The sequence below is a fragment of the Pseudomonas sp. 50_B genome, from assembly GCF_017491625.1.
Classification (GTDB): Bacteria; Pseudomonadota; Gammaproteobacteria; order Pseudomonadales; family Pseudomonadaceae; genus Aquipseudomonas; species Aquipseudomonas danubii.
Map to the genome: position 1 here is coordinate 244184 of NZ_JAFGYX010000001.1, position 17502 is coordinate 261685.

Below are 17502 nucleotides of genomic sequence, written 5' to 3' on the forward strand. Positions count from 1 at the left end.
TCAAGGTCGCTGAAGGTCCTGCGGACCTTGTCGCAGCCTCGCGGGCTCGGCAGCGGCTACAGGTTGCGTCAGGGAGTGGGGCGGGCGCCGTCGAGCAGGGCATCCACCACGGCGCGGGCCATTTCCACGGAATGCACCATGGACCAGATCAGTCCGCGCTCGATGCCGCTGGCCCGTTCGGTGATTTCATCGGACACCTCTTCGGCGCATTTGAGCAGCAAGGAAACGTGCATCAGCGCGTCTTCGGCATTCACCTGGGGCTGTACGGCGAACAGCGGGTGGCCCTGGGCGTCGCGCAGGCCGAAGGGGCGATGGCGGGTGCCATTCAAGGCGGCCAGCAGGTTGGCGTTGGCGCGGTCCAGCTCCGGGTCGCGGCGTGGATGATCGGTTTGGAGAGGTGGGTCGGGGACGAGCTTTTTCATGACTGTCACTCACTCAGTAGTTAACGGACTGCCGAGCTCACTTCCACATGAGGGGTGGCAGTTGTGCGAGGGTGTGGAAGACCGGGACTGAGTAACCCAGCACACCCGAAGGTGTCCCGCGCACAACCGCCATAAAGCGATGCCAACGAAAATACGTCGAGCCATGCTCATGAGCGCTCATGCTTACTCAGGTCCGAACTTCCACATCCGGGCCGCTGATTTGGCAGCGGCACCGGGAGACTGCCTGATCGTTCGAAGGGGTACAAGGCGCTCAAAGGCGTGGGGGATTCTCTCGGATTTGCCCTACAAAACAAAGCGAAACGGCTCCGGCACTGGGCGGTATTCCCTGACAAATCGGGTGCTGGGTAGGGGGATAGGGGCTGTGTTGAATGTGCGAGTGGGGTCGGGCAGGCAGAGTGTGCTGGCAGGTTTTGCGGCCCCTTCGGTGCCGTTCGCAGCCTCGCGGGCTCGGCAGCGGCTACATAGAGGTTGCGGCCGCAGTTCAGGTTGGGGGTGTAGCCGCTGCCGCAGGCTGCGAACGGCCCGAAGGGACGCGGGGTTCTCAAGGTCGCTGAAGGTCCTGCGGACCTTGTCGCAGCCTCGCGGGCTCGGTAGCGGCTACAAAGAGGTGGCGGTCGCAGTTTAGGTTGGGGGGGTAGCCGCTGCCGCAGGCTGCGATCGGCCGCGCAGCGGGCGCGGCGATTTCAACAGCAGGCAAAAACAGCAGGCAAAAAAAAGGGCCTGGAGACGTATCTCCAAGCCCTCAAAAGGTGAGAGGTGTCTAGTCCCTCAACCTGGTGAGCGGTGTTGCATGTTTCGGGGGCGCGGCGGTTACGCTTTCAGCGGAACCAGGCGCGGGGCAATCATGTTTTCCGGACGCAGGATGTCGTCGAGCATGGCGTCGTCCAGCAGGCCTTCTTCGCGCACCAGTTCCAGTACGCCACGGCCACTTTCCAGGGCGATGCGGGCGATACGGGTGGCGTTTTCATAGCCGATGTACGGGTTCAGCGCGGTGACCAGGCCGATGGAGTGCTCCACCAGTTCGCGGCAACGGGTTTCGTTGGCGGTGATGCCGGTGATGCAGTGCTCGCGCAGCATGTCCATGGCGCGTTGCAGCAGGCGGATCGAGTCGAAGATCTTGAAGGCGATCAGCGGCTCCATCACGTTCAGTTGCAGCTGGCCGCCTTCGGCCGCGATGGTCAGGGCCAGGTCGTTGCCGATGATCTGGAACGCCACTTGGTTGACCGCTTCCGGGATCACCGGGTTGACCTTGCCAGGCATGATCGAGCTGCCGGGCTGACGCGCTGGCAGGTTGATTTCGTTGATGCCGGTGCGTGGGCCGCTGGACAGCAGGCGCAGGTCGTTGCAGATCTTCGACAGCTTGACCGCGGTGCGCTTGAGCATGCCGGAGAACAGCACGAAGGCGCCCATGTCGGAGGTGGCTTCGATCAGGTCGGCCGCCGGTACCAGCGGCTGGCCGCTGATGGTGGCCAGGCGTTGTACGGCCAGGGCCTGGTAGCGCGGGTCGGCGTTGATGCCGGTGCCGATGGCGGTGCCGCCCAGGTTGACTTCGGTCAGCACTTCCGGCGCCAGGGTCTTCAGGCGAGCCAGGTCTTCACCCAGGGTGGTGGCGAAGGCCTTGAATTCCTGGCCGAGGGTCATCGGCACGGCGTCTTGCAGCTGGGTACGGCCCATTTTCAGGACGTGGCTGAATTCTTCACCCTTGGCGGCGAACGACTGGATCAGGCTGTCGAGGCTGGCCAGCAGGGCGTCGTGACCCAGCAGCAGACCCAGGCGGATCGCGGTCGGGTAGGCGTCGTTGGTGGACTGCGCCATGTTCACGTCGTTGTTCGGGTGCAGGTACTGGTATTCGCCCTTGCTGTGGCCCATGGCCTCCAGCGCGATGTTGGCGATGACTTCGTTGGCATTCATGTTGGTGGAAGTGCCAGCGCCGCCTTGAATCATGTCCACCACGAACTCTTCGTGGAAGTCGCCGCGGATCAGGCGGGCACAGGCCTCGCTGATGGCCGCATGCTTGGCTTCGCTCAGATGACCCAGTTCGCGGTTGGCGTCAGCAGCTGCCTGCTTGACCATTGCCAGGGCCACGACCAGTTTTGGGTAGTGCGAAATCGGAACGCCGGAGAGGCGGAAGTTGTTCACCGCTCGCAGGGTCTGGATGCCGTAATACGCTTGAGCCGGTACTTCGAGTACGCCAAGCAGGTCTTTTTCTGTGCGGAAAGATGCAGCGGAGGACATGACGGAGATCATCTCGGTAGGGACCCGGTCTGTGCCGGGAACGCTGCGAATCCTAGGCCGAAGGGAATTTTTGGGCCAATGCTGTTAAACACTGGGCTATGCATATTCGGCATAATGCCGGTGTGACGCCGCTTTGCCGGCGAGCGTGTGACCTAAAATGGTGCGTGTCCGGGAGGACGTGATGAATCTGGAAAGCAAATGGCTCGAGGACTTCAGTGCCCTGGCCGCCACCCGCAGCTTTTCCCAGGCTGCCGAGCGACGTTTCGTGACCCAGCCGGCCTTCAGCCGGCGCATTCGCAGCCTGGAAGCGGCCCTGGGCCTGACCCTGGTCAACCGCTCGCGCACGCCGGTGGAACTGACGGCGGCGGGGCAGCTGTTCCTGGTCACCGCGCGCACCGTGGTCGAACAGCTCGGCGAGGTGGTGCGTCACCTGCATCATCTGGAAGGTGGCCAGGGCGAGGTGATGCAGGTGGCGGCGGCTCACTCCCTGGCGCTGGGCTTCTTCCCGCGCTGGATCGCGCAACTGCGCAATGAAGGGCTGAACATCGCCACGCGGCTGGTGGCCACCAACGTCGGCGATGCGGTGCACGCCCTGCGCGAAGGCGGCTGCGACCTGATGCTGGCCTTCTATGACCCGGACGCGGCCTTGCAGATGGACTCGGAAATCTTCCCCTCGCTGCACCTGGGGCACACCGAGATGCTCCCGGTGTGCGCTGCCGATGCCCAGGGCAAGCCGCTGTTCGATCTGGAAGGCGAGGCCAGTGTGCCGTTGCTGGCATACAGCGCCGGGGCCTTTCTCGGGCGTTCGGTGAACCTGCTGCTGCGCCAGCGCAACCTGCGTTTCACCACGGTTTATGAGACCGCCATGGCCGACAGCCTAAAGAGCATGGCGTTGGAAGGGCTGGGCATTGCCTGGGTGCCGCAATTGAGCGTGCGCGCCGAACTGGCCCGGGGTGAACTGGTGGTGTGCGGCGGCGCGCAATGGCATGTACCGCTGGAGATCCGCCTGTATCGCTGCGCCCTGGTGCGCAAGGCCAACGTGCGTTTGCTCTGGCGCAAGCTGGAAGGCGCCGCCGCACAAGCGACGGGCAACACATGAGCCTGTTGCCGGTGTTGCAGATCGCGAGGGATTTTCAGCGTCGGCAACGCCAGGCCCTGTAGCCGCGGCCGCAGGTTCGGGCCGCGTTCGGATGATCGGCACCGCAGTGGCCGCCACACCTGGCGCTGCGGAGTGTCTGAAGGATTGGGGATAGAGCTCTGGCGCCGGCTGCGCCGTCGTTCGCAGCCTGCGGCAGCGGCTACAGGGAATTGGTCAGGCTGCGAGGGGCTTTCAGTTCGGGGAGACTGACTTCAGAGTCAATAAAACCGGGGTTTTGCGCCGGAAATACTTTGTTCGACAGATGGTCGGCGAAAGTGCGTTTAGCGCGGCTTTTTCGGTATACTGCGCGGCCTTCGGCCGGTTCGTCCGGCCATAATTCGTACAGTCAAGCCACGCATTTTCGCGTGGCTTGTTGTTTTTGACGCGCCCGCGGGCGCCCAGAGAGAAGAGGCACGACGATGAGTGCACTGGTTGGCGTGATCATGGGCTCCAAGTCCGATTGGTCCACCCTTAGCCACACCGCCGATATGCTGGAAAAGCTCGGCATCCCTTACGAGGTGAAGGTGGTGTCCGCACACCGCACCCCGGACCTGCTGTTCCAGTACGCCGAAGAGGCTGAGGCGCGTGGCATCGAGGTGATCATCGCCGGTGCCGGCGGCGCGGCGCACTTGCCGGGCATGTGCGCGGCCAAGACCCACCTGCCGGTGCTGGGCGTGCCGGTGCAGTCGTCGATGCTCTCGGGCGTGGATTCGCTGCTGTCCATCGTGCAGATGCCCGCCGGCATCCCCGTGGCCACCCTGGCCATCGGCAAGGCCGGCGCGATCAACGCGGCCCTGCTCTCGGCGAGCATCCTGGGCGCCAAGCACCCGCAGTTCCATGCGGTGCTGAAAAAATTCCGTGCTGAACAGACAGACAGCGTCCTGGACAATCCAGACCCGCGCGTCGCCTGAGGTTGTTGACGATGAAGATCGGTGTAATCGGTGGCGGCCAGTTGGGCCGCATGTTGGCCCTGGCGGGGACTCCGCTGGGAATGAACTTCGCTTTTCTCGACCCGGCGCCGGATGCGTGTGCCGCTGCCCTGGGCGAACACCTGCGGGCCGACTACGGCGACCAGGACCACCTGCGCCAGCTGGCCGATGAAGTGGACCTGGTGACCTTCGAATTCGAGAGCGTGCCGGCGGAAACCGTGGCCTTCCTCTCGCAGTTCGTGCCGGTCTACCCGAGCGCCGAAGCCCTGCGCATCGCCCGTGATCGCTGGTTCGAGAAGAGCATGTTCAAGGACCTGGGGATTCCTACCCCGGAGTTTGCCGACATCCAGTCCCAGGCGGATCTCGACGCCGCCGTGGCGCGCATCGGCCTGCCGGCCGTGCTCAAGACCCGCACCCTGGGTTACGACGGCAAGGGCCAGAAGGTCCTGCGCAGCGCCGCCGACGTCGCAGGCACTTTCGCCGAACTGGGCAGCGTGCCTTGCCTGCTGGAAGGCTTCGTGCCGTTCACCGGTGAAGTCTCGCTGATCGCCGTGCGTGCCCGTGACGGTGAAACCCGTTTCTACCCGCTGGTGCACAACACCCACGACAGCGGCATCCTGCGCCTGTCGGTGGCCAGCAGTGATCACCCGCTGCAGGCCCTGGCCGAGGACTACTCCAGCCGCGTGCTCAAGCAGCTGGATTACGTCGGCGTGATGGCGTTCGAGTTCTTCGAAGTCGACGGCGGCCTCAAGGCCAACGAGATTGCCCCGCGGGTGCACAACTCCGGGCACTGGACCACCGAAGGCACCGAGTGCAGCCAGTTCGAAAACCACCTGCGGGCGGTAGCCGGTCTCCCTCTGGGTTCCACAGCCAAAGTCGGTGAGAGCGCCATGATCAACTTCATCGGCCAGGTGCCGCCGGTGGACAAGGTCATCGCCATCGACGACTGCCACCTGCATCACTACGGCAAGGCCTTCAAGGCCGGACGCAAGGTCGGCCACGCCAACCTGCGTTGCGCCGATCAGGCGACCCTGCAAGCGCAGATCCTCAAGGTGCAAGCGCTGATCGCCGAGTAACAAATCCTCCGGCTGGCGGGAACCTTCGTTTCCCGCCGTTCTCTGATAGCAGGATGCCAAAGTGCTGGCTAGGCTTTGGCTTGATCCCCCCTTACAGAGGAACAGCCATGGGCATTATTGGAACCATTTTCATCGGCTTGATCGTTGGTCTGCTGGCGCGTTTCCTCAAGCCGGGAGACGACAGCATGGGCTGGATCATGACCATCCTGCTGGGTATCGGCGGCTCGCTGGCGGCCACTTATGGCGGTCAGGCGCTGGGTATTTATCAGGCTGGCCAGGGCGCCGGTTTCATCGGTGCGCTGGTGGGCGCGGTCGTCCTGCTGGTGATCTACGGCTTCGTCAAGAAAAGCTGATTCCCCCCTGCAAGCCCCCTCTGCCGCTCGTGCCGAGGGGAGCCCTTTTCTTCATCTGAAACTTCAACGCAGCCGACGCTTTGGGCACTAGAATGCCCGGGTTTTTCCGTCCTTCCTTTTTGACCGAGCCACCCTCTCATGCGCCGTCTTCTATTGACCTTTGTTCTGCTGGGCTGCGGCCTGGCCCAGGCTGGCGAACTGCCGGAAACCGACTGGCTGGAGCTGATGCCCAAGTCGGACCAGAAAGCCCTGGAGCAGATGCCGGAAATCGACCACAACTCCCCCGAAGCCAATGGCACCTTCACCGAAAAGGGCGGCCTGAAGCAGAGCAAGGGCTTGCCGGCGGTGATGTATTCCACCAAGACCGTGCCGGCGATGAACGACAAGCAGATCCGCCTCGGCGGCTATCCGGTGCCGCTGGAGGCTGATGCCAAGGGGCGCAGCACGCTGTTCTTCCTGGTGCCGTACCCGGGCGCCTGCATCCACGTGCCGCCACCGCCGCCCAACCAGCTGGTGCTGGTGCGCTTTCCCAAGGGCGTGAAGCTGGAGGACATCTACACGCCGCTGTGGGTGACCGGCACCTTGAAGATCGAGTCGGTCAGCAATGACCTGGCCGACGCGGCCTACGCCCTGGATGCGGCGAAGGTGCGGGTGGTGCAGGAATCCGACCTGTAGCGGGACTGAGGGGATTAGCCAGGAATTTGGGGCCAGGAGGGCTGTTGTGGCGAGGGAGCTTGCTCCCGCTCGGGCGCGTAGCGGCCGCAAGACCTGAGTACGCGTTCTGCCTGACAGACCGCGGATTCAGGACTTGGGAAGGCTGCGCCTTCCAGCGGGAGCAAGCTCCCTCGCCACGCCCAGCCTGAACACAGGACCCATCAGCGCAATCGTGGGTCAGAGCGGGGCGGCGCTGATGCTCACGCTCAGGGTGTGGCGGGCGCCAGGTGCCAGGGTGACGATGTCGTCCATCACGTTGGCGGTCTCGATGCACAGCATGCGCTGCCAGCCGTCGTTGGCCATGTCGCTGAACTGCGCGGCGCGGTCGATCCAGGGGTTCCAGATCACGGCGGTGCGTGAGCCTGCGCTGGTCAGGCGAATCCGTCGTTGCCAGTCCGGATCGACGATATCCAGCTGCGCCGGGACGTTCAGGTAGATGCGGTCGGTCTCGCCGCTAAAGTGCAAGGCGCCGCTCTGGACCTTGGTGGTCCAGTCTTCCAGGGTTTCGATGTAGTTCAGCCCGTCCAGGCCTTCGACCTGCACGTTGCGCACATCGCTGACCGCGAAATAGCTGTGCAGCGCCTGGCTGATGCTCACGCTTTCTGTGCTCAGGTTATGGCTGGTGAGGCTGATGTGCAGTTGCTCGTCGAGGCGGATGCTCAGGCTCGGTTCCACCTGATGGGGCCAGCCAGGAAAGCCGCCAGCGGGGCAGGGCAGGCGCAGCCGTACCAGCAAGCTGTCGCCGTCGCTTTCGATGCCTTGCAGTTCCCAGTCGCTGGCCCGCACCAGGCCGTGGGCCGGTGCCGGTTCAGCGCTTTGGCGCATGGCCTGCACGCTTTGCGGGTTGCGTGCAAAGTTGCCGAACCAGGGCCAGCACACCGGAACCCCGGCGCGGATGCTCTTGCCGGTCTTGAACTGCGCCTCGTCGTTGAGCCAGATCAGCGGCTGTTGCCCGGCTACTTGATAACTGAGGATGTGCGCGCCTTGCTGGGCCACCAGCAGTTCGGCATCACCGTGGCGGATGCGCCAGCAGTTCAGTTCATCCAGTTTCACCGTTTCAACGTGGGGCGTGGGCATGCTGCTGATCTCGTTAGAGTGGCTTGGGCGTTGTAGGAACCTAGCGCGCTCGGGGCGGAACCGAACGGGTGCGGCCGCTGCCGTCGATGGCGACGAACACGAACACTGCCTCGGTGACCTTGCGCCATTCGCTGGACAGCGGGTCGTCGCTCCACACTTCCACCATCATCTGGATCGAGCTGCGGCCGATCTCCAGGGTCTGGGTATAGAAGGACAGTTGCGCGCCCACCGCCACCGGCACCAGGAACGCCATGCGATCGATGGCCACGGTAGCGACTCGACCACCGGCGACGCGGCTGGCCATGGCAGTGCCCGCCAGGTCCATCTGCGCCACCAGCCAGCCGCCGAAAATATCGCCAAAGCCGTTGGTTTCCCGGGGCAAAGCGGTGATTTGCAGGGCCAGGTCGCCTTGCGGGATTGGATCTTCTTGTTCGAGTTCTATCATGCCGAGGGGCCTCTGACCCGTGACGCTTCATGGTGACTTCAGGTGAATAGCCGTCTTCAGGAAAAACGATTCAGCCCGAACACACTGCGTTCGTCACGTTCTTTCTAAGGCGTGCTAAAGGGAAACTCTGCGAAATCGACTGGCACTGTCCAGGGACTGGGGCGCGCAGCAGCGTTTTCGCACAGCAACCCTTGCCAGAAGCGGCTTTGCGCTTCGAGGTTTGCGAGTATATCGGTCGATAGACTCCGCGACGACCCACTCAGTTCGCAAATTTGTGAGTCATTTGTGCGCTGCTGTGTACGCATTCGAACAATTTGCTATCGTGCCGAACCTGCCAGGCCCCAACCAGCGCTGTTGTGGTTGCCGGAACCGACTAATAAGAGAAGCCCTTGCCATGACCACTGTGCCCTCGAGCGCCGCGCAGCCAGCGCAGCCCGCCCGTCCCTTGACCCGTAGTGATTACAAGACCCTGTCGCTGTCTGCCTTGGGCGGCGCGCTGGAGTTCTACGACTTCATCATCTTCGTGTTCTTCGCCACCGTGGTCGGCAAGCTGTTCTTCCCGGCGGACATGCCCGAGTGGCTGCGCCTGATGCAGACCTTCGGCATCTTCGCCGCCGGCTACCTGGCCCGTCCTCTGGGCGGGATCGTCATGGCGCACTTCGGCGACCTGCTGGGGCGCAAGAAGATGTTCACCCTGAGCATCTTCATGATGGCGGTGCCGACCCTGATCATGGGCCTCTTGCCGACCTACGCGCAGATTGGCCTATGGGCGCCGATCCTGCTGTTGCTGATGCGGGTAATCCAGGGCGCGGCCATCGGTGGTGAAGTGCCCGGCGCCTGGGTCTTTGTTTCCGAACACGTGCCTCAGCGGCATATCGGCTACGCCTGCGGCACCCTGACGGCGGGCCTGACCGCCGGGATTCTCCTGGGCTCGCTGGTGGCCACCGCCATCAATAGCATCTACACCCCGGTGGAAGTGGCCGACTACGCCTGGCGGATCCCGTTCCTGCTGGGCGGGGTGTTCGGCCTGTTCTCGGTGTACCTGCGCCGCCTGCTGCACGAAACCCCGGTGTTCGCCGAGCTGCAATTGCGCAAGGCCCTGGCCGAAGAGCTGCCCCTGCGTACCGTGCTGCGCGATCACCGTGGCGCCATTGTCATTTCCATGCTGCTGACCTGGCTGCTGTCCGCCGGGATCATCGTGGTGATCCTGATGACCCCGACGGTGCTGCAGACCGTCTATAAGTTCCCGGCCATCACCGCCCTGGAAGCCAACAGCCTGGCCATTGTGTTCCTGAGCCTGGGCTGCGTGATCTCCGGGGTTCTGGCGGATCGTTTCGGCGCTGGCAAGGTGTTCGTGTTCGGCAGTGCCTTGCTGTTGGCCACTTCCTGGACCTTCTATCACGGCTTGCTGGATAACCCGCAGTGGCTGTTCCCGATGTATGCCCTGACCGGCCTGTTTGTCGGCACCATCGGCGCGGTGCCTTATGTGATGGTCAAGGCGTTCCCGGCGGTGGTGCGTTTCAGTGGCCTGTCGTTTTCCTACAACCTGGCCTACGCGATCTTCGGTGGCCTGACGCCGATGGTGGTGACCTGGCTGCTCAAGGAAAGCCCGATGGGCCCGGCCTATTACGTTGCAATCATCTGCGGCATCGGCCTGCTGGTCGGCCTGTACCTGTGGGCCAAGGGCCGCTGATCGCCGCCAGCTTGTAGCCGCTGCCGCAGGCTGCGACAGGGCCGCAGGCCCTGCTGGGCGCTGAAGAGTGTCGCGACCCTGCGGGTCGGTCGCAGCCTTCGGCGGCGGCTACAGAGGTTTTTATCGCCGTATAAAGAAAGGCCAGCTTCCGTTCAGGAGTGCTGGCCTTTCATCTAATTGTCATATTCCGGACATAGAGTGTTCACACGGCCTACAGATACTTGGCCCCGACTTAACACACCCTATCTGCTAGGAGTAAGGCATGAAACTGAAGCGTTTGATGGCGGCAATGACCTTTGTCGCCGCTGGCGTTGCGACTGCCCACGCGGTTGCCGCTGTTGACCCTGCTATCCCGAGCTACACCAAGACCACTGGTGTGTCGGGCAACCTGTCCAGCGTCGGTTCCGATACTTTGGCGAACCTGATGACCCTGTGGGCCGAGAACTACAAAAAGGAATACCCGAACGTCAACATTCAGATTCAGGCCGCCGGCTCCGCCACCGCGCCACCGGCGCTGACCGAAGGCACCTCCAACCTGGGCCCGATGAGCCGCAAGATGAAGGACACCGAGCTGGCGGCCTTCGAGCAGAAGTACGGCTACAAGCCAACCGCTATCCCGGTGGCCGTGGACGCCCTGGCGGTGTTCGTGCACAAGGACAACCCGATCCAGCACCTGACCATGGAACAGGTCGACGCGATTTTCTCGTCCACCCGTCTGTGCGGCGCCAAGGCTGAGGTAAAAACCTGGGGCGACCTGGGTGTGAAGGGCGATCTGGCCAACAAGCCGGTGCAACTGTTCGGCCGTAACTCGGTATCCGGCACCTACGGCTACTTCAAGGAAGAAGCCCTGTGCAAAGGCGACTTCAAGCCTAACGTCAACGAGCAGCCAGGTTCGGCTTCGGTGGTGCAGTCCATCAGCTCCTCGCTGAACGGCATCGGCTACTCGGGCATCGGCTACAAGACCGCCAGCGTGAAGACCGTGGCCCTGGCCAAGAAAGGCAGCAGCGACTTCATCGAAGACACCGAAGAAAACGCCCTGAACGGCAAGTACCCGCTGTCGCGCTTCCTCTACGTCTACATCAACAAAGCCCCGAACAAGCCTCTGGCCCCGCTGGAAGCCGAGTTCGTGAAACTGGTCCTGTCCAAGCAGGGTCAGGAAGTAGTGGTCAAGGACGGCTACATCCCGCTGCCAGCCAAGGTGGCCGCCAAGGCCCTGGCTGACCTGGGCCTGAAAGAAGGCGCATAAGCCGCCGCAGAAGGTCCGGGCTCCCCGGACCTTCTCGTTTTCGTAGGAGCGGGCCGGGCGGCGCAAGCGCCCGCAAGGGCGACCCAGGCTCAAGGCCGGCTCGTCGGCCAGCCGGCTCCTGCAACCTCATTTTTCAACCCGCTGCCGGCTTTGCCATGTGGCGGATTTGCTGCGTCACTGCATTGTCATCTTTCTGTCATACAGGATCGCTAGGGTGTGCGCATGAATGATCTGGCCAATTCCCCCATGACTACGACTTCTCCCCCCAAGCGCATTGACTTCAATACGCCTGAACTGCAACGCAAGCGTCGCATTCGCGCGCTCAAAGACCGCCTGACCCGCTGGTACGTCCTTGTTGGCGGACTGGCGGTACTGGGTGCGATCACCCTGATCTTTTTCTTCCTCGCCTATGTCGTGGTGCCGCTGTTCCAGGGCGCCGACCTGACCGTCAAGGACCCGCTGACCCCGGCCTGGATGCAGGACGCCGGCAAGCCGCTGATGTTCTCCCTGGAAGAGCAGAACCAGGTCGGCATGCGTGTCTCCGACAAGGGCCAGGCGCTGTTCTTCGACATCGACAGCGGTGCCGAGCTGCGCAAGGTCGACCTGCCGATCCCGGCCGGCGCCAACGTGGTGTCCATCGGCAAGGACCAGCCCGGCAATCCGCTGGTGGTGGTCGGTCTGTCCAACGGTCAGGCCCTGGTGTTCCGCCACACCTACAAGGTCAGCTACCCGGACGGCAAGAAGACCATCTCACCGGCCATCGAGTACCCCTACGGCGACAGCCCGATCACCCTGAACGAGCAGGGTGGTGCCCTGGAGCACGTCAACCTCAACGCCACTGATTCGTCGCTGATCATCGCCGGTTCCACCGGTGCGCAACTGCATGTGCTGAAGCTGACCCGCGAAGAAAACATGATGACTGGCGAGGTCACCAGCGAGCAGAGCCGCATCGAACTGCCGCAGATGACCGAGGCGGTGAAGGCCATGTACATCGATCCGCGCCAGCAGTGGCTGTATGTGATCAATGGCCGGGCCCAGGCCGACGTGTTCAGCCTGCGGGACAAGAGCCTCAACGGTCGCTACAAACTGCTGGAAGACGCTGACACCGAAGTTACCGCCAGCACCCAGCTGGTGGGCGGCATCTCGCTGATCATCGGCACCTCCAAGGGTGGCCTGGCCCAGTGGTTCATGGCCCGCGACCCGGATGGCGAACTGCGCCTGAAGCAGATCCGCACCTTCCAGATGGGCACCGCGCCTATCGTTGAAATCACTGCCGAAGAGCGTCGCAAGGGCTTCGTTGCCCTGGACGCCGCCGGCAAGCTCGGGGTGTTCCACAGCACCGCCCACCGCACCCTGCTGGTGGATCAGGTGGTGGATGGCCAGGGCCTGTTCGGCCTGTCGCCACGGGCCAACCGGGTGATCGTCGAGGCCGGTGGCAAGCTGCAGCCGCTGCTGCTGGACAACCCGCACCCGGAAGTGTCCTGGAGCGCGCTGTGGAGCAAGGTCTGGTACGAGAACTACGACGAGCCTAAATACGTCTGGCAATCCACCGCGGCCAACACCGACTTCGAACCCAAGCTGAGCCTCTCGCCCCTGACCTTCGGCACTCTGAAGGCGGCGTTCTACGCCATGCTGCTGGCGGCACCATTGGCCGTGGCGGCAGCGATCTATACCGCCTACTTCATGGCCCCGGGCATGCGCCGCAAGGTCAAGCCGGTGATCGAGCTGATGGAAGCGATGCCCACGGTGATCCTCGGCTTCTTCGCCGGCCTGTTCCTGGCGCCCTATGTCGAAGGTCATCTACCGGGCATCTTCAGCCTCTTGATGTTGCTGCCAATCGGCATTCTGGTGGCCGGTTTCATCTTCAGCCGCCTACCGGAGTCGATCCGCCTGAAAGTGCCGGATGGTTGGGAAAGTGCGCTGCTGATTCCGGTGATCCTGTTCGTGGGCTGGTTGTCGCTGTACATGAGCCCGTTCATGGAAAACTGGTTCTTCGGCGGCGACATGCGCATGTGGATCTCCCACGACCTGGGGATCACCTACGACCAGCGCAACGCCCTGGTGGTCGGCCTGGCCATGGGTTTTGCGGTGATTCCGAACATCTACTCGATCGCCGAAGACGCCGTGTTCAGCGTGCCTCGCGGCCTGACCCTGGGCTCTCTGGCCCTGGGCGCCACGCCGTGGCAGACCATGACGCGGGTGGTGATCCTCACCGCCAGCCCGGGAATCTTCTCGGCACTGATGATCGGCATGGGCCGCGCCGTGGGCGAGACCATGATTGTGCTGATGGCCACCGGCAACACCCCGATCATGGAAATGAACCTGTTCGAAGGCCTGCGCACCCTGGCCGCCAACGTCGCGGTGGAAATGCCCGAATCGGAAGTCGGCGGCAGCCACTACCGCGTGCTGTTCCTCTCGGCGCTGGTGCTGCTGTTGTTCACCTTCGTCATGAACACCCTCGCAGAACTGATTCGTCAGCGTCTGCGCAAGAAATACTCGTCGCTTTAAGAAAGGTAGAAGTCTGTGAAACAGAACTCCCTAAAAGACTGGTTCAAGAGCGGCGCCCCGGGCGTCTGGATCAGCGGTGGCGCGGTGTCCATCGCGGTCATCATGACCATCGGCCTGCTGGCGGTGATCGCCGTGCGCGGCCTCGGCCACTTCTGGCCGGCCGACCTGGTGCACGCCAGCTATGACGTGCCGGGCCAGGCCAACCACCTGGTCATCGGTGAAGTGGTGCAGAAGGAAGAAGTGCCCCGGGCGCGCCTGAAGAGTGCCGGTTTGCCGGTGCCCGACCAGGGCCCGGAGTTCATGACCCGGGAGCTGATCAAGGTCGGCAACCGTGACCTGAACGGCAACGACTTCACCTGGATCGTCGGTGAGTGGCTGACCAACCAGAGCTACCCCAAGGAGCTGATGGCCATCGAGCGCCGTGAGTGGGGCAACTTCTACGGCTACCTGGTCAACGTCAAGGAAAGCGGCAAGGTGGTCGCCGAAGGCGAGGCCGCCTGGCCTGAGCTGCAAGCACGGATCAACCGCGTGAACCAACTGGCGGCCCAGCTCAAGAGCCTGGAGAAGTCCGACATCGGCGCGATCAACGCCGGTCTGGAGCGCCTCCGCCTGCACGGTCGCAAGCTGGAGCTGGAGGGCCGGATGAGCCCCGCCGCTCAAGCCGACATGGACGCCGAGCGGGCCGAACTCAATGCCCGTTACCAGGACATCGAAGCCCGGCTCAATGACCTGCACGCCCAGTTCAATCGCGACAGCCTGACCGCCCGCGATGCCAACGGCAAAGTGCTGGAGATCAGCCTGGGCAAGGTGGTGCACGCCTACCAGCCGAATGCCATGGGCACCTTCACCAAGATCGGTTTCTACTTCAGCAAGATCTGGGAATTCCTCAGCGACGACCCCCGTGAAGCCAACACCGAAGGCGGGATCTTCCCGGCGATTTTCGGCACCGTGATGATGACCCTGATCATGGCCATGATCGTCACCCCGTTCGGCGTACTGGCGGCGGTCTACCTGCGTGAATATGCCAAGCAGAACACCCTGACCCGGGTGATCCGCATCGCGGTGAACAACCTGGCAGGGGTTCCGGCCATCGTCTACGGCGTATTCGGCCTGGGCTTCTTCGTCTACGTGCTGGGCGGTTCCGTGGACCGGCTGTTCTTCCCCGAAGCTTTGCCGGCGCCGACCTTCGGCACCCCGGGCCTGCTCTGGGCTTCCCTGACCCTGGCGCTGCTGGCAGTGCCGGTGGTGATCGTGGCCACCGAGGAAGGCCTGGCGCGGATTCCCCGCACCGTGCGTGAAGGTTCCCTGGCCCTGGGCGCGACCAAGGCCGAGACCTTGTGGAAGATCGTCCTGCCGATGGCCAGCCCGGCGATGATGACCGGCATGATCCTCGCGGTGGCCCGTGCCGCCGGTGAAGTGGCGCCGCTGATGCTGGTGGGTGTGGTGAAACTGGCGCCGTCGCTGCCAGTGGACGGCAACTACCCGTACCTGCACCTGGACCAGAAGATCATGCACCTGGGCTTCCACATCTATGACGTCGGCTTCCAGAGCCCCAACGTCGAGGCGGCGCGGCCGCTGGTGTACGCCACCGCGCTGCTACTGGTGCTGGTGATCGCCGTGCTCAACCTGTCGGCCGTATGGATTCGCAACCACCTGCGCGAGAAGTACAAGGCGCTGGACAGCTAATCGGCTGGTTTCTACAGAACAGAATGATGTCACCGCAGGCCAGACGCCTGCGGTTCACGACAAACGAATTGGTAGCACAGGGAGCATCCCATGCAACACGAAGCACATACTCACGGCATCAACATGTCCGCCCTGGGCCGCGACAAGCAGAGCCTGAGCCTGGAACAAGAGACCGTGGCCATCGAAGTGCCCGGCCTGAGCCTGTTCTACGGCGAGAAACAGGCACTGTTCGATGTCAGCATGAACATCCCCAAGCAGCGTGTGACCGCTTTCATCGGCCCGTCCGGTTGCGGCAAGTCGACCTTGCTGCGGACCTTCAACCGCATGAACGACCTGGTGGACGGCTGCCGTGTAGAGGGTGCGATCAACCTTTACGGCAACAACATCTACCGCAAGGGCGAAGACGTGGCCGAGCTGCGTCGTCGAGTCGGCATGGTGTTCCAGAAGCCCAACCCGTTCCCCAAGACCATCTACGAAAACGTGGTCTACGGCCTGCGTATCCAGGGCATCAACAAAAAGCGTGTGCTCGACGAAGCCGTAGAGTGGGCGCTCAAGGGCGCGGCGCTGTGGGATGAGGTCAAGGACCGCCTGCACGAATCGGCCCTGGGCCTGTCCGGCGGCCAGCAACAGCGTCTGGTGATTGCCCGGACCATCGCCGTGGAACCGGAAGTGTTGCTGCTGGACGAACCCTGCTCGGCCCTGGACCCGATCTCGACCCTGAAGGTCGAAGAACTGATCTACGAGCTCAAATCCAAGTTCACCATCGTCATCGTGACCCACAACATGCAGCAGGCGGCGCGGGTTTCCGACTACACCGCGTTCATGTACATGGGCAAACTGGTGGAATTCGGCGATACCGATACGCTGTTCACCAATCCGGCGAAGAAGCAGACCGAAGACTACATCACCGGGCGTTACGGCTAGAAAGCAACTGCAAGCCGCACGCTTCAAGCGGCAAGTAACAGCAGTTCAACGCGACGAAACCTATCAACTGGCAGCTTGTAGCTTGCGGCTTACAGCTTTTGTGGAGCAGAACCATGATTTCGAAGGAAGGCCTCACCCACCACATCTCCGCGCAGTTCAATGCCGAGCTGGAAGAGGTGCGCAGCCACCTGCTGGCCATGGGCGGGCTGGTGGAGAAGCAAGTCAATGACGCGGTCACCGCGCTGATCGAAGCCGACTCCGGGTTGGCCCAGCAGGTGCGCGAGATTGACGATCAGATCAATCAGATGGAGCGCAATATCGATGAGGAATGCCTGCGCATCCTCGCCCGTCGCCAGCCGGCGGCTTCCGACCTGCGCCTGATCATCAGCATCTCCAAGTCGGTGATCGACCTGGAGCGCATCGGCGACGAAGCCACCAAGATCGCCCGTCGGGCCATCCAGTTGTGCGAAGAGGGCGAAGCTCCTCGTGGCTACGTGGAGGTGCGGCACATCGGCGACCAGGTGCGCAACATGGTGCGCGATGCCCTGGACGCTTTTGCCCGCTTCGATGCCGACCTGGCACTTTCCGTGGCTCAGTACGACAAGATCATCGACCGTGAATACAAGACCGCACTGCGCGAGCTGGCCACCTACATGATGGAAGACCCGCGCTCTATCTCGCGGGTTCTGAGCATTATCTGGGTGCTGCGTTCGCTGGAGCGGATCGGCGATCACGCGCGCAACATTTCCGAGCTGGTGATTTATCTGGTGCGTGGCACCGACGTGCGCCATTTGGGGCTCAAGCGCATGAAGGAAGAAGTTGAAGGCACAAGTGGCGAATCCGCTAATGTTCCGGATCAAGCTGACGATAAGTAAGAGTGCCCGAGAAGAGCGCCCGGCCCTTTGGCCGGGCGTTTTTGTTTGTGCTCCTCGAATTTGAAAAGCAGCACCCGCGAACGAAAAGTCCCGGCGTGACTGAAGAGTTTTGGCAAAGTGCCATCAGCCAGCGTTATGCTTGCCGGGATTTTTAAAGGGG

Annotated in this window: 15 protein-coding genes; 11 read left to right on the top strand and 4 right to left on the bottom strand. The window is 62.9% G+C overall.

All coding sequences use genetic code 11. The features are described 5' to 3' along the window. Positions 1-68: 68 nt before the first annotated feature. Complete coding sequence (locus J5M73_RS01180; RefSeq protein WP_060844991.1) at positions 69-422, bottom strand: DUF3077 domain-containing protein; 354 nt, start codon at positions 420-422, stop codon at positions 69-71. An 831-nt stretch (positions 423-1253) separates the two neighbouring features. After that, positions 1254-2678 (bottom strand): aspartate ammonia-lyase, encoded by a 1425-nt coding sequence (gene aspA, locus J5M73_RS01185; RefSeq protein ID WP_102862326.1) that lies wholly within the window; start codon positions 2676-2678, stop codon positions 1254-1256. 181 nt (positions 2679-2859) lie between these two features. Between aspA and J5M73_RS01190 the strand changes: the two genes are divergently transcribed. The 5 genes from J5M73_RS01190 to J5M73_RS01210 all read left to right on the top strand — a co-directional run bounded on the left by J5M73_RS01190 (position 2860) and on the right by J5M73_RS01210 (position 6849). Next, positions 2860-3777, top strand: a complete 918-nt coding sequence (locus tag J5M73_RS01190) for a LysR substrate-binding domain-containing protein (RefSeq protein WP_102862325.1) — start codon at positions 2860-2862, stop codon at positions 3775-3777. Positions 3778-4235: 458 nt separating this feature from the next. Then, on the top strand, positions 4236-4727 hold the full coding sequence (gene purE, locus J5M73_RS01195) for a 5-(carboxyamino)imidazole ribonucleotide mutase (RefSeq protein ID WP_016967060.1): 492 nt from the start codon (positions 4236-4238) through the stop codon (positions 4725-4727). Positions 4728-4738: 11 nt separating this feature from the next. Continuing rightward, complete coding sequence (locus J5M73_RS01200) at positions 4739-5821, top strand: 5-(carboxyamino)imidazole ribonucleotide synthase (protein WP_102862324.1); 1083 nt, start codon at positions 4739-4741, stop codon at positions 5819-5821. A 107-nt stretch (positions 5822-5928) separates the two neighbouring features. After that, a complete protein-coding gene (locus J5M73_RS01205; RefSeq protein WP_102862323.1) occupies positions 5929-6174 on the top strand; it encodes a GlsB/YeaQ/YmgE family stress response membrane protein in 246 nt (81 codons plus the stop codon). A gap of 138 nt (positions 6175-6312) precedes the next feature. Continuing rightward, positions 6313-6849, top strand: a complete 537-nt coding sequence (locus tag J5M73_RS01210; RefSeq protein ID WP_102862322.1) for a DUF3299 domain-containing protein — start codon at positions 6313-6315, stop codon at positions 6847-6849. Between the two features lie 216 nt (positions 6850-7065). Here the strand turns inward: J5M73_RS01210 and J5M73_RS01215 are convergent, their stop codons facing one another. Then, a complete protein-coding gene (locus J5M73_RS01215) occupies positions 7066-7965 on the bottom strand; it encodes a D-hexose-6-phosphate mutarotase (RefSeq protein WP_102862321.1) in 900 nt (299 codons plus the stop codon). A 40-nt stretch (positions 7966-8005) separates the two neighbouring features. Continuing rightward, on the bottom strand, positions 8006-8410 hold the full coding sequence (locus J5M73_RS01220; RefSeq protein ID WP_003229628.1) for an acyl-CoA thioesterase: 405 nt from the start codon (positions 8408-8410) through the stop codon (positions 8006-8008). A gap of 403 nt (positions 8411-8813) precedes the next feature. Here J5M73_RS01220 and J5M73_RS01225 point away from each other — a divergent pair, with 403 nt between their 5' ends. From J5M73_RS01225 to phoU, 6 genes are all read left to right on the top strand, one after another. After that, a complete protein-coding gene (locus tag J5M73_RS01225; protein WP_180988453.1) occupies positions 8814-10103 on the top strand; it encodes an MFS transporter in 1290 nt (429 codons plus the stop codon). 262 nt (positions 10104-10365) lie between these two features. Continuing rightward, on the top strand, positions 10366-11349 hold the full coding sequence (locus J5M73_RS01230; RefSeq protein WP_102862319.1) for a phosphate ABC transporter substrate-binding protein PstS: 984 nt from the start codon (positions 10366-10368) through the stop codon (positions 11347-11349). Positions 11350-11571: 222 nt separating this feature from the next. Continuing rightward, positions 11572-13857 (top strand): ABC transporter permease subunit, encoded by a 2286-nt coding sequence (locus J5M73_RS01235; RefSeq protein WP_102862318.1) that lies wholly within the window; start codon positions 11572-11574, stop codon positions 13855-13857. Between the two features lie 15 nt (positions 13858-13872). Then, positions 13873-15543, top strand: a complete 1671-nt coding sequence (gene pstA / locus J5M73_RS01240; protein WP_207814941.1) for a phosphate ABC transporter permease PstA — start codon at positions 13873-13875, stop codon at positions 15541-15543. Positions 15544-15633: 90 nt separating this feature from the next. Continuing rightward, the gene (pstB, locus tag J5M73_RS01245; protein WP_102862316.1) at positions 15634-16467 is read left to right on the top strand and encodes a phosphate ABC transporter ATP-binding protein PstB; all 834 of its coding nucleotides are present in this window, start codon (positions 15634-15636) and stop codon (positions 16465-16467) included. Between the two features lie 113 nt (positions 16468-16580). After that, positions 16581-17342: a phosphate signaling complex protein PhoU gene (gene phoU / locus J5M73_RS01250; RefSeq protein WP_025130765.1), complete on the top strand. Its 762-nt coding sequence runs from the start codon at positions 16581-16583 to the stop codon at positions 17340-17342. The last annotated feature ends 160 nt before the right edge of the window (positions 17343-17502 follow it).

Coding starts and splice junctions, on each gene's coding strand:
- J5M73_RS01230 (WP_102862319.1), top strand. CDS start 10,366: ATGAAACTGAAGCGTTTGATGGCGGCAATGACCTTTGTCGCCGCTGGC.
- J5M73_RS01200 (WP_102862324.1), top strand. CDS start 4,739: ATGAAGATCGGTGTAATCGGTGGCGGCCAGTTGGGCCGCATGTTGGCC.
- J5M73_RS01210 (WP_102862322.1), top strand. CDS start 6,313: ATGCGCCGTCTTCTATTGACCTTTGTTCTGCTGGGCTGCGGCCTGGCC.
- J5M73_RS01215 (WP_102862321.1), bottom strand. CDS start 7,965: ATGCCCACGCCCCACGTTGAAACGGTGAAACTGGATGAACTGAACTGC.
- J5M73_RS01180 (WP_060844991.1), bottom strand. CDS start 422: ATGAAAAAGCTCGTCCCCGACCCACCTCTCCAAACCGATCATCCACGC.
- J5M73_RS01220 (WP_003229628.1), bottom strand. CDS start 8,410: ATGATAGAACTCGAACAAGAAGATCCAATCCCGCAAGGCGACCTGGCC.
- phoU (WP_025130765.1), top strand. CDS start 16,581: ATGATTTCGAAGGAAGGCCTCACCCACCACATCTCCGCGCAGTTCAAT.
- J5M73_RS01235 (WP_102862318.1), top strand. CDS start 11,572: ATGAATGATCTGGCCAATTCCCCCATGACTACGACTTCTCCCCCCAAG.
- J5M73_RS01190 (WP_102862325.1), top strand. CDS start 2,860: ATGAATCTGGAAAGCAAATGGCTCGAGGACTTCAGTGCCCTGGCCGCC.
- purE (WP_016967060.1), top strand. CDS start 4,236: ATGAGTGCACTGGTTGGCGTGATCATGGGCTCCAAGTCCGATTGGTCC.
- J5M73_RS01205 (WP_102862323.1), top strand. CDS start 5,929: ATGGGCATTATTGGAACCATTTTCATCGGCTTGATCGTTGGTCTGCTG.
- pstB (WP_102862316.1), top strand. CDS start 15,634: ATGCAACACGAAGCACATACTCACGGCATCAACATGTCCGCCCTGGGC.
- aspA (WP_102862326.1), bottom strand. CDS start 2,678: ATGTCCTCCGCTGCATCTTTCCGCACAGAAAAAGACCTGCTTGGCGTA.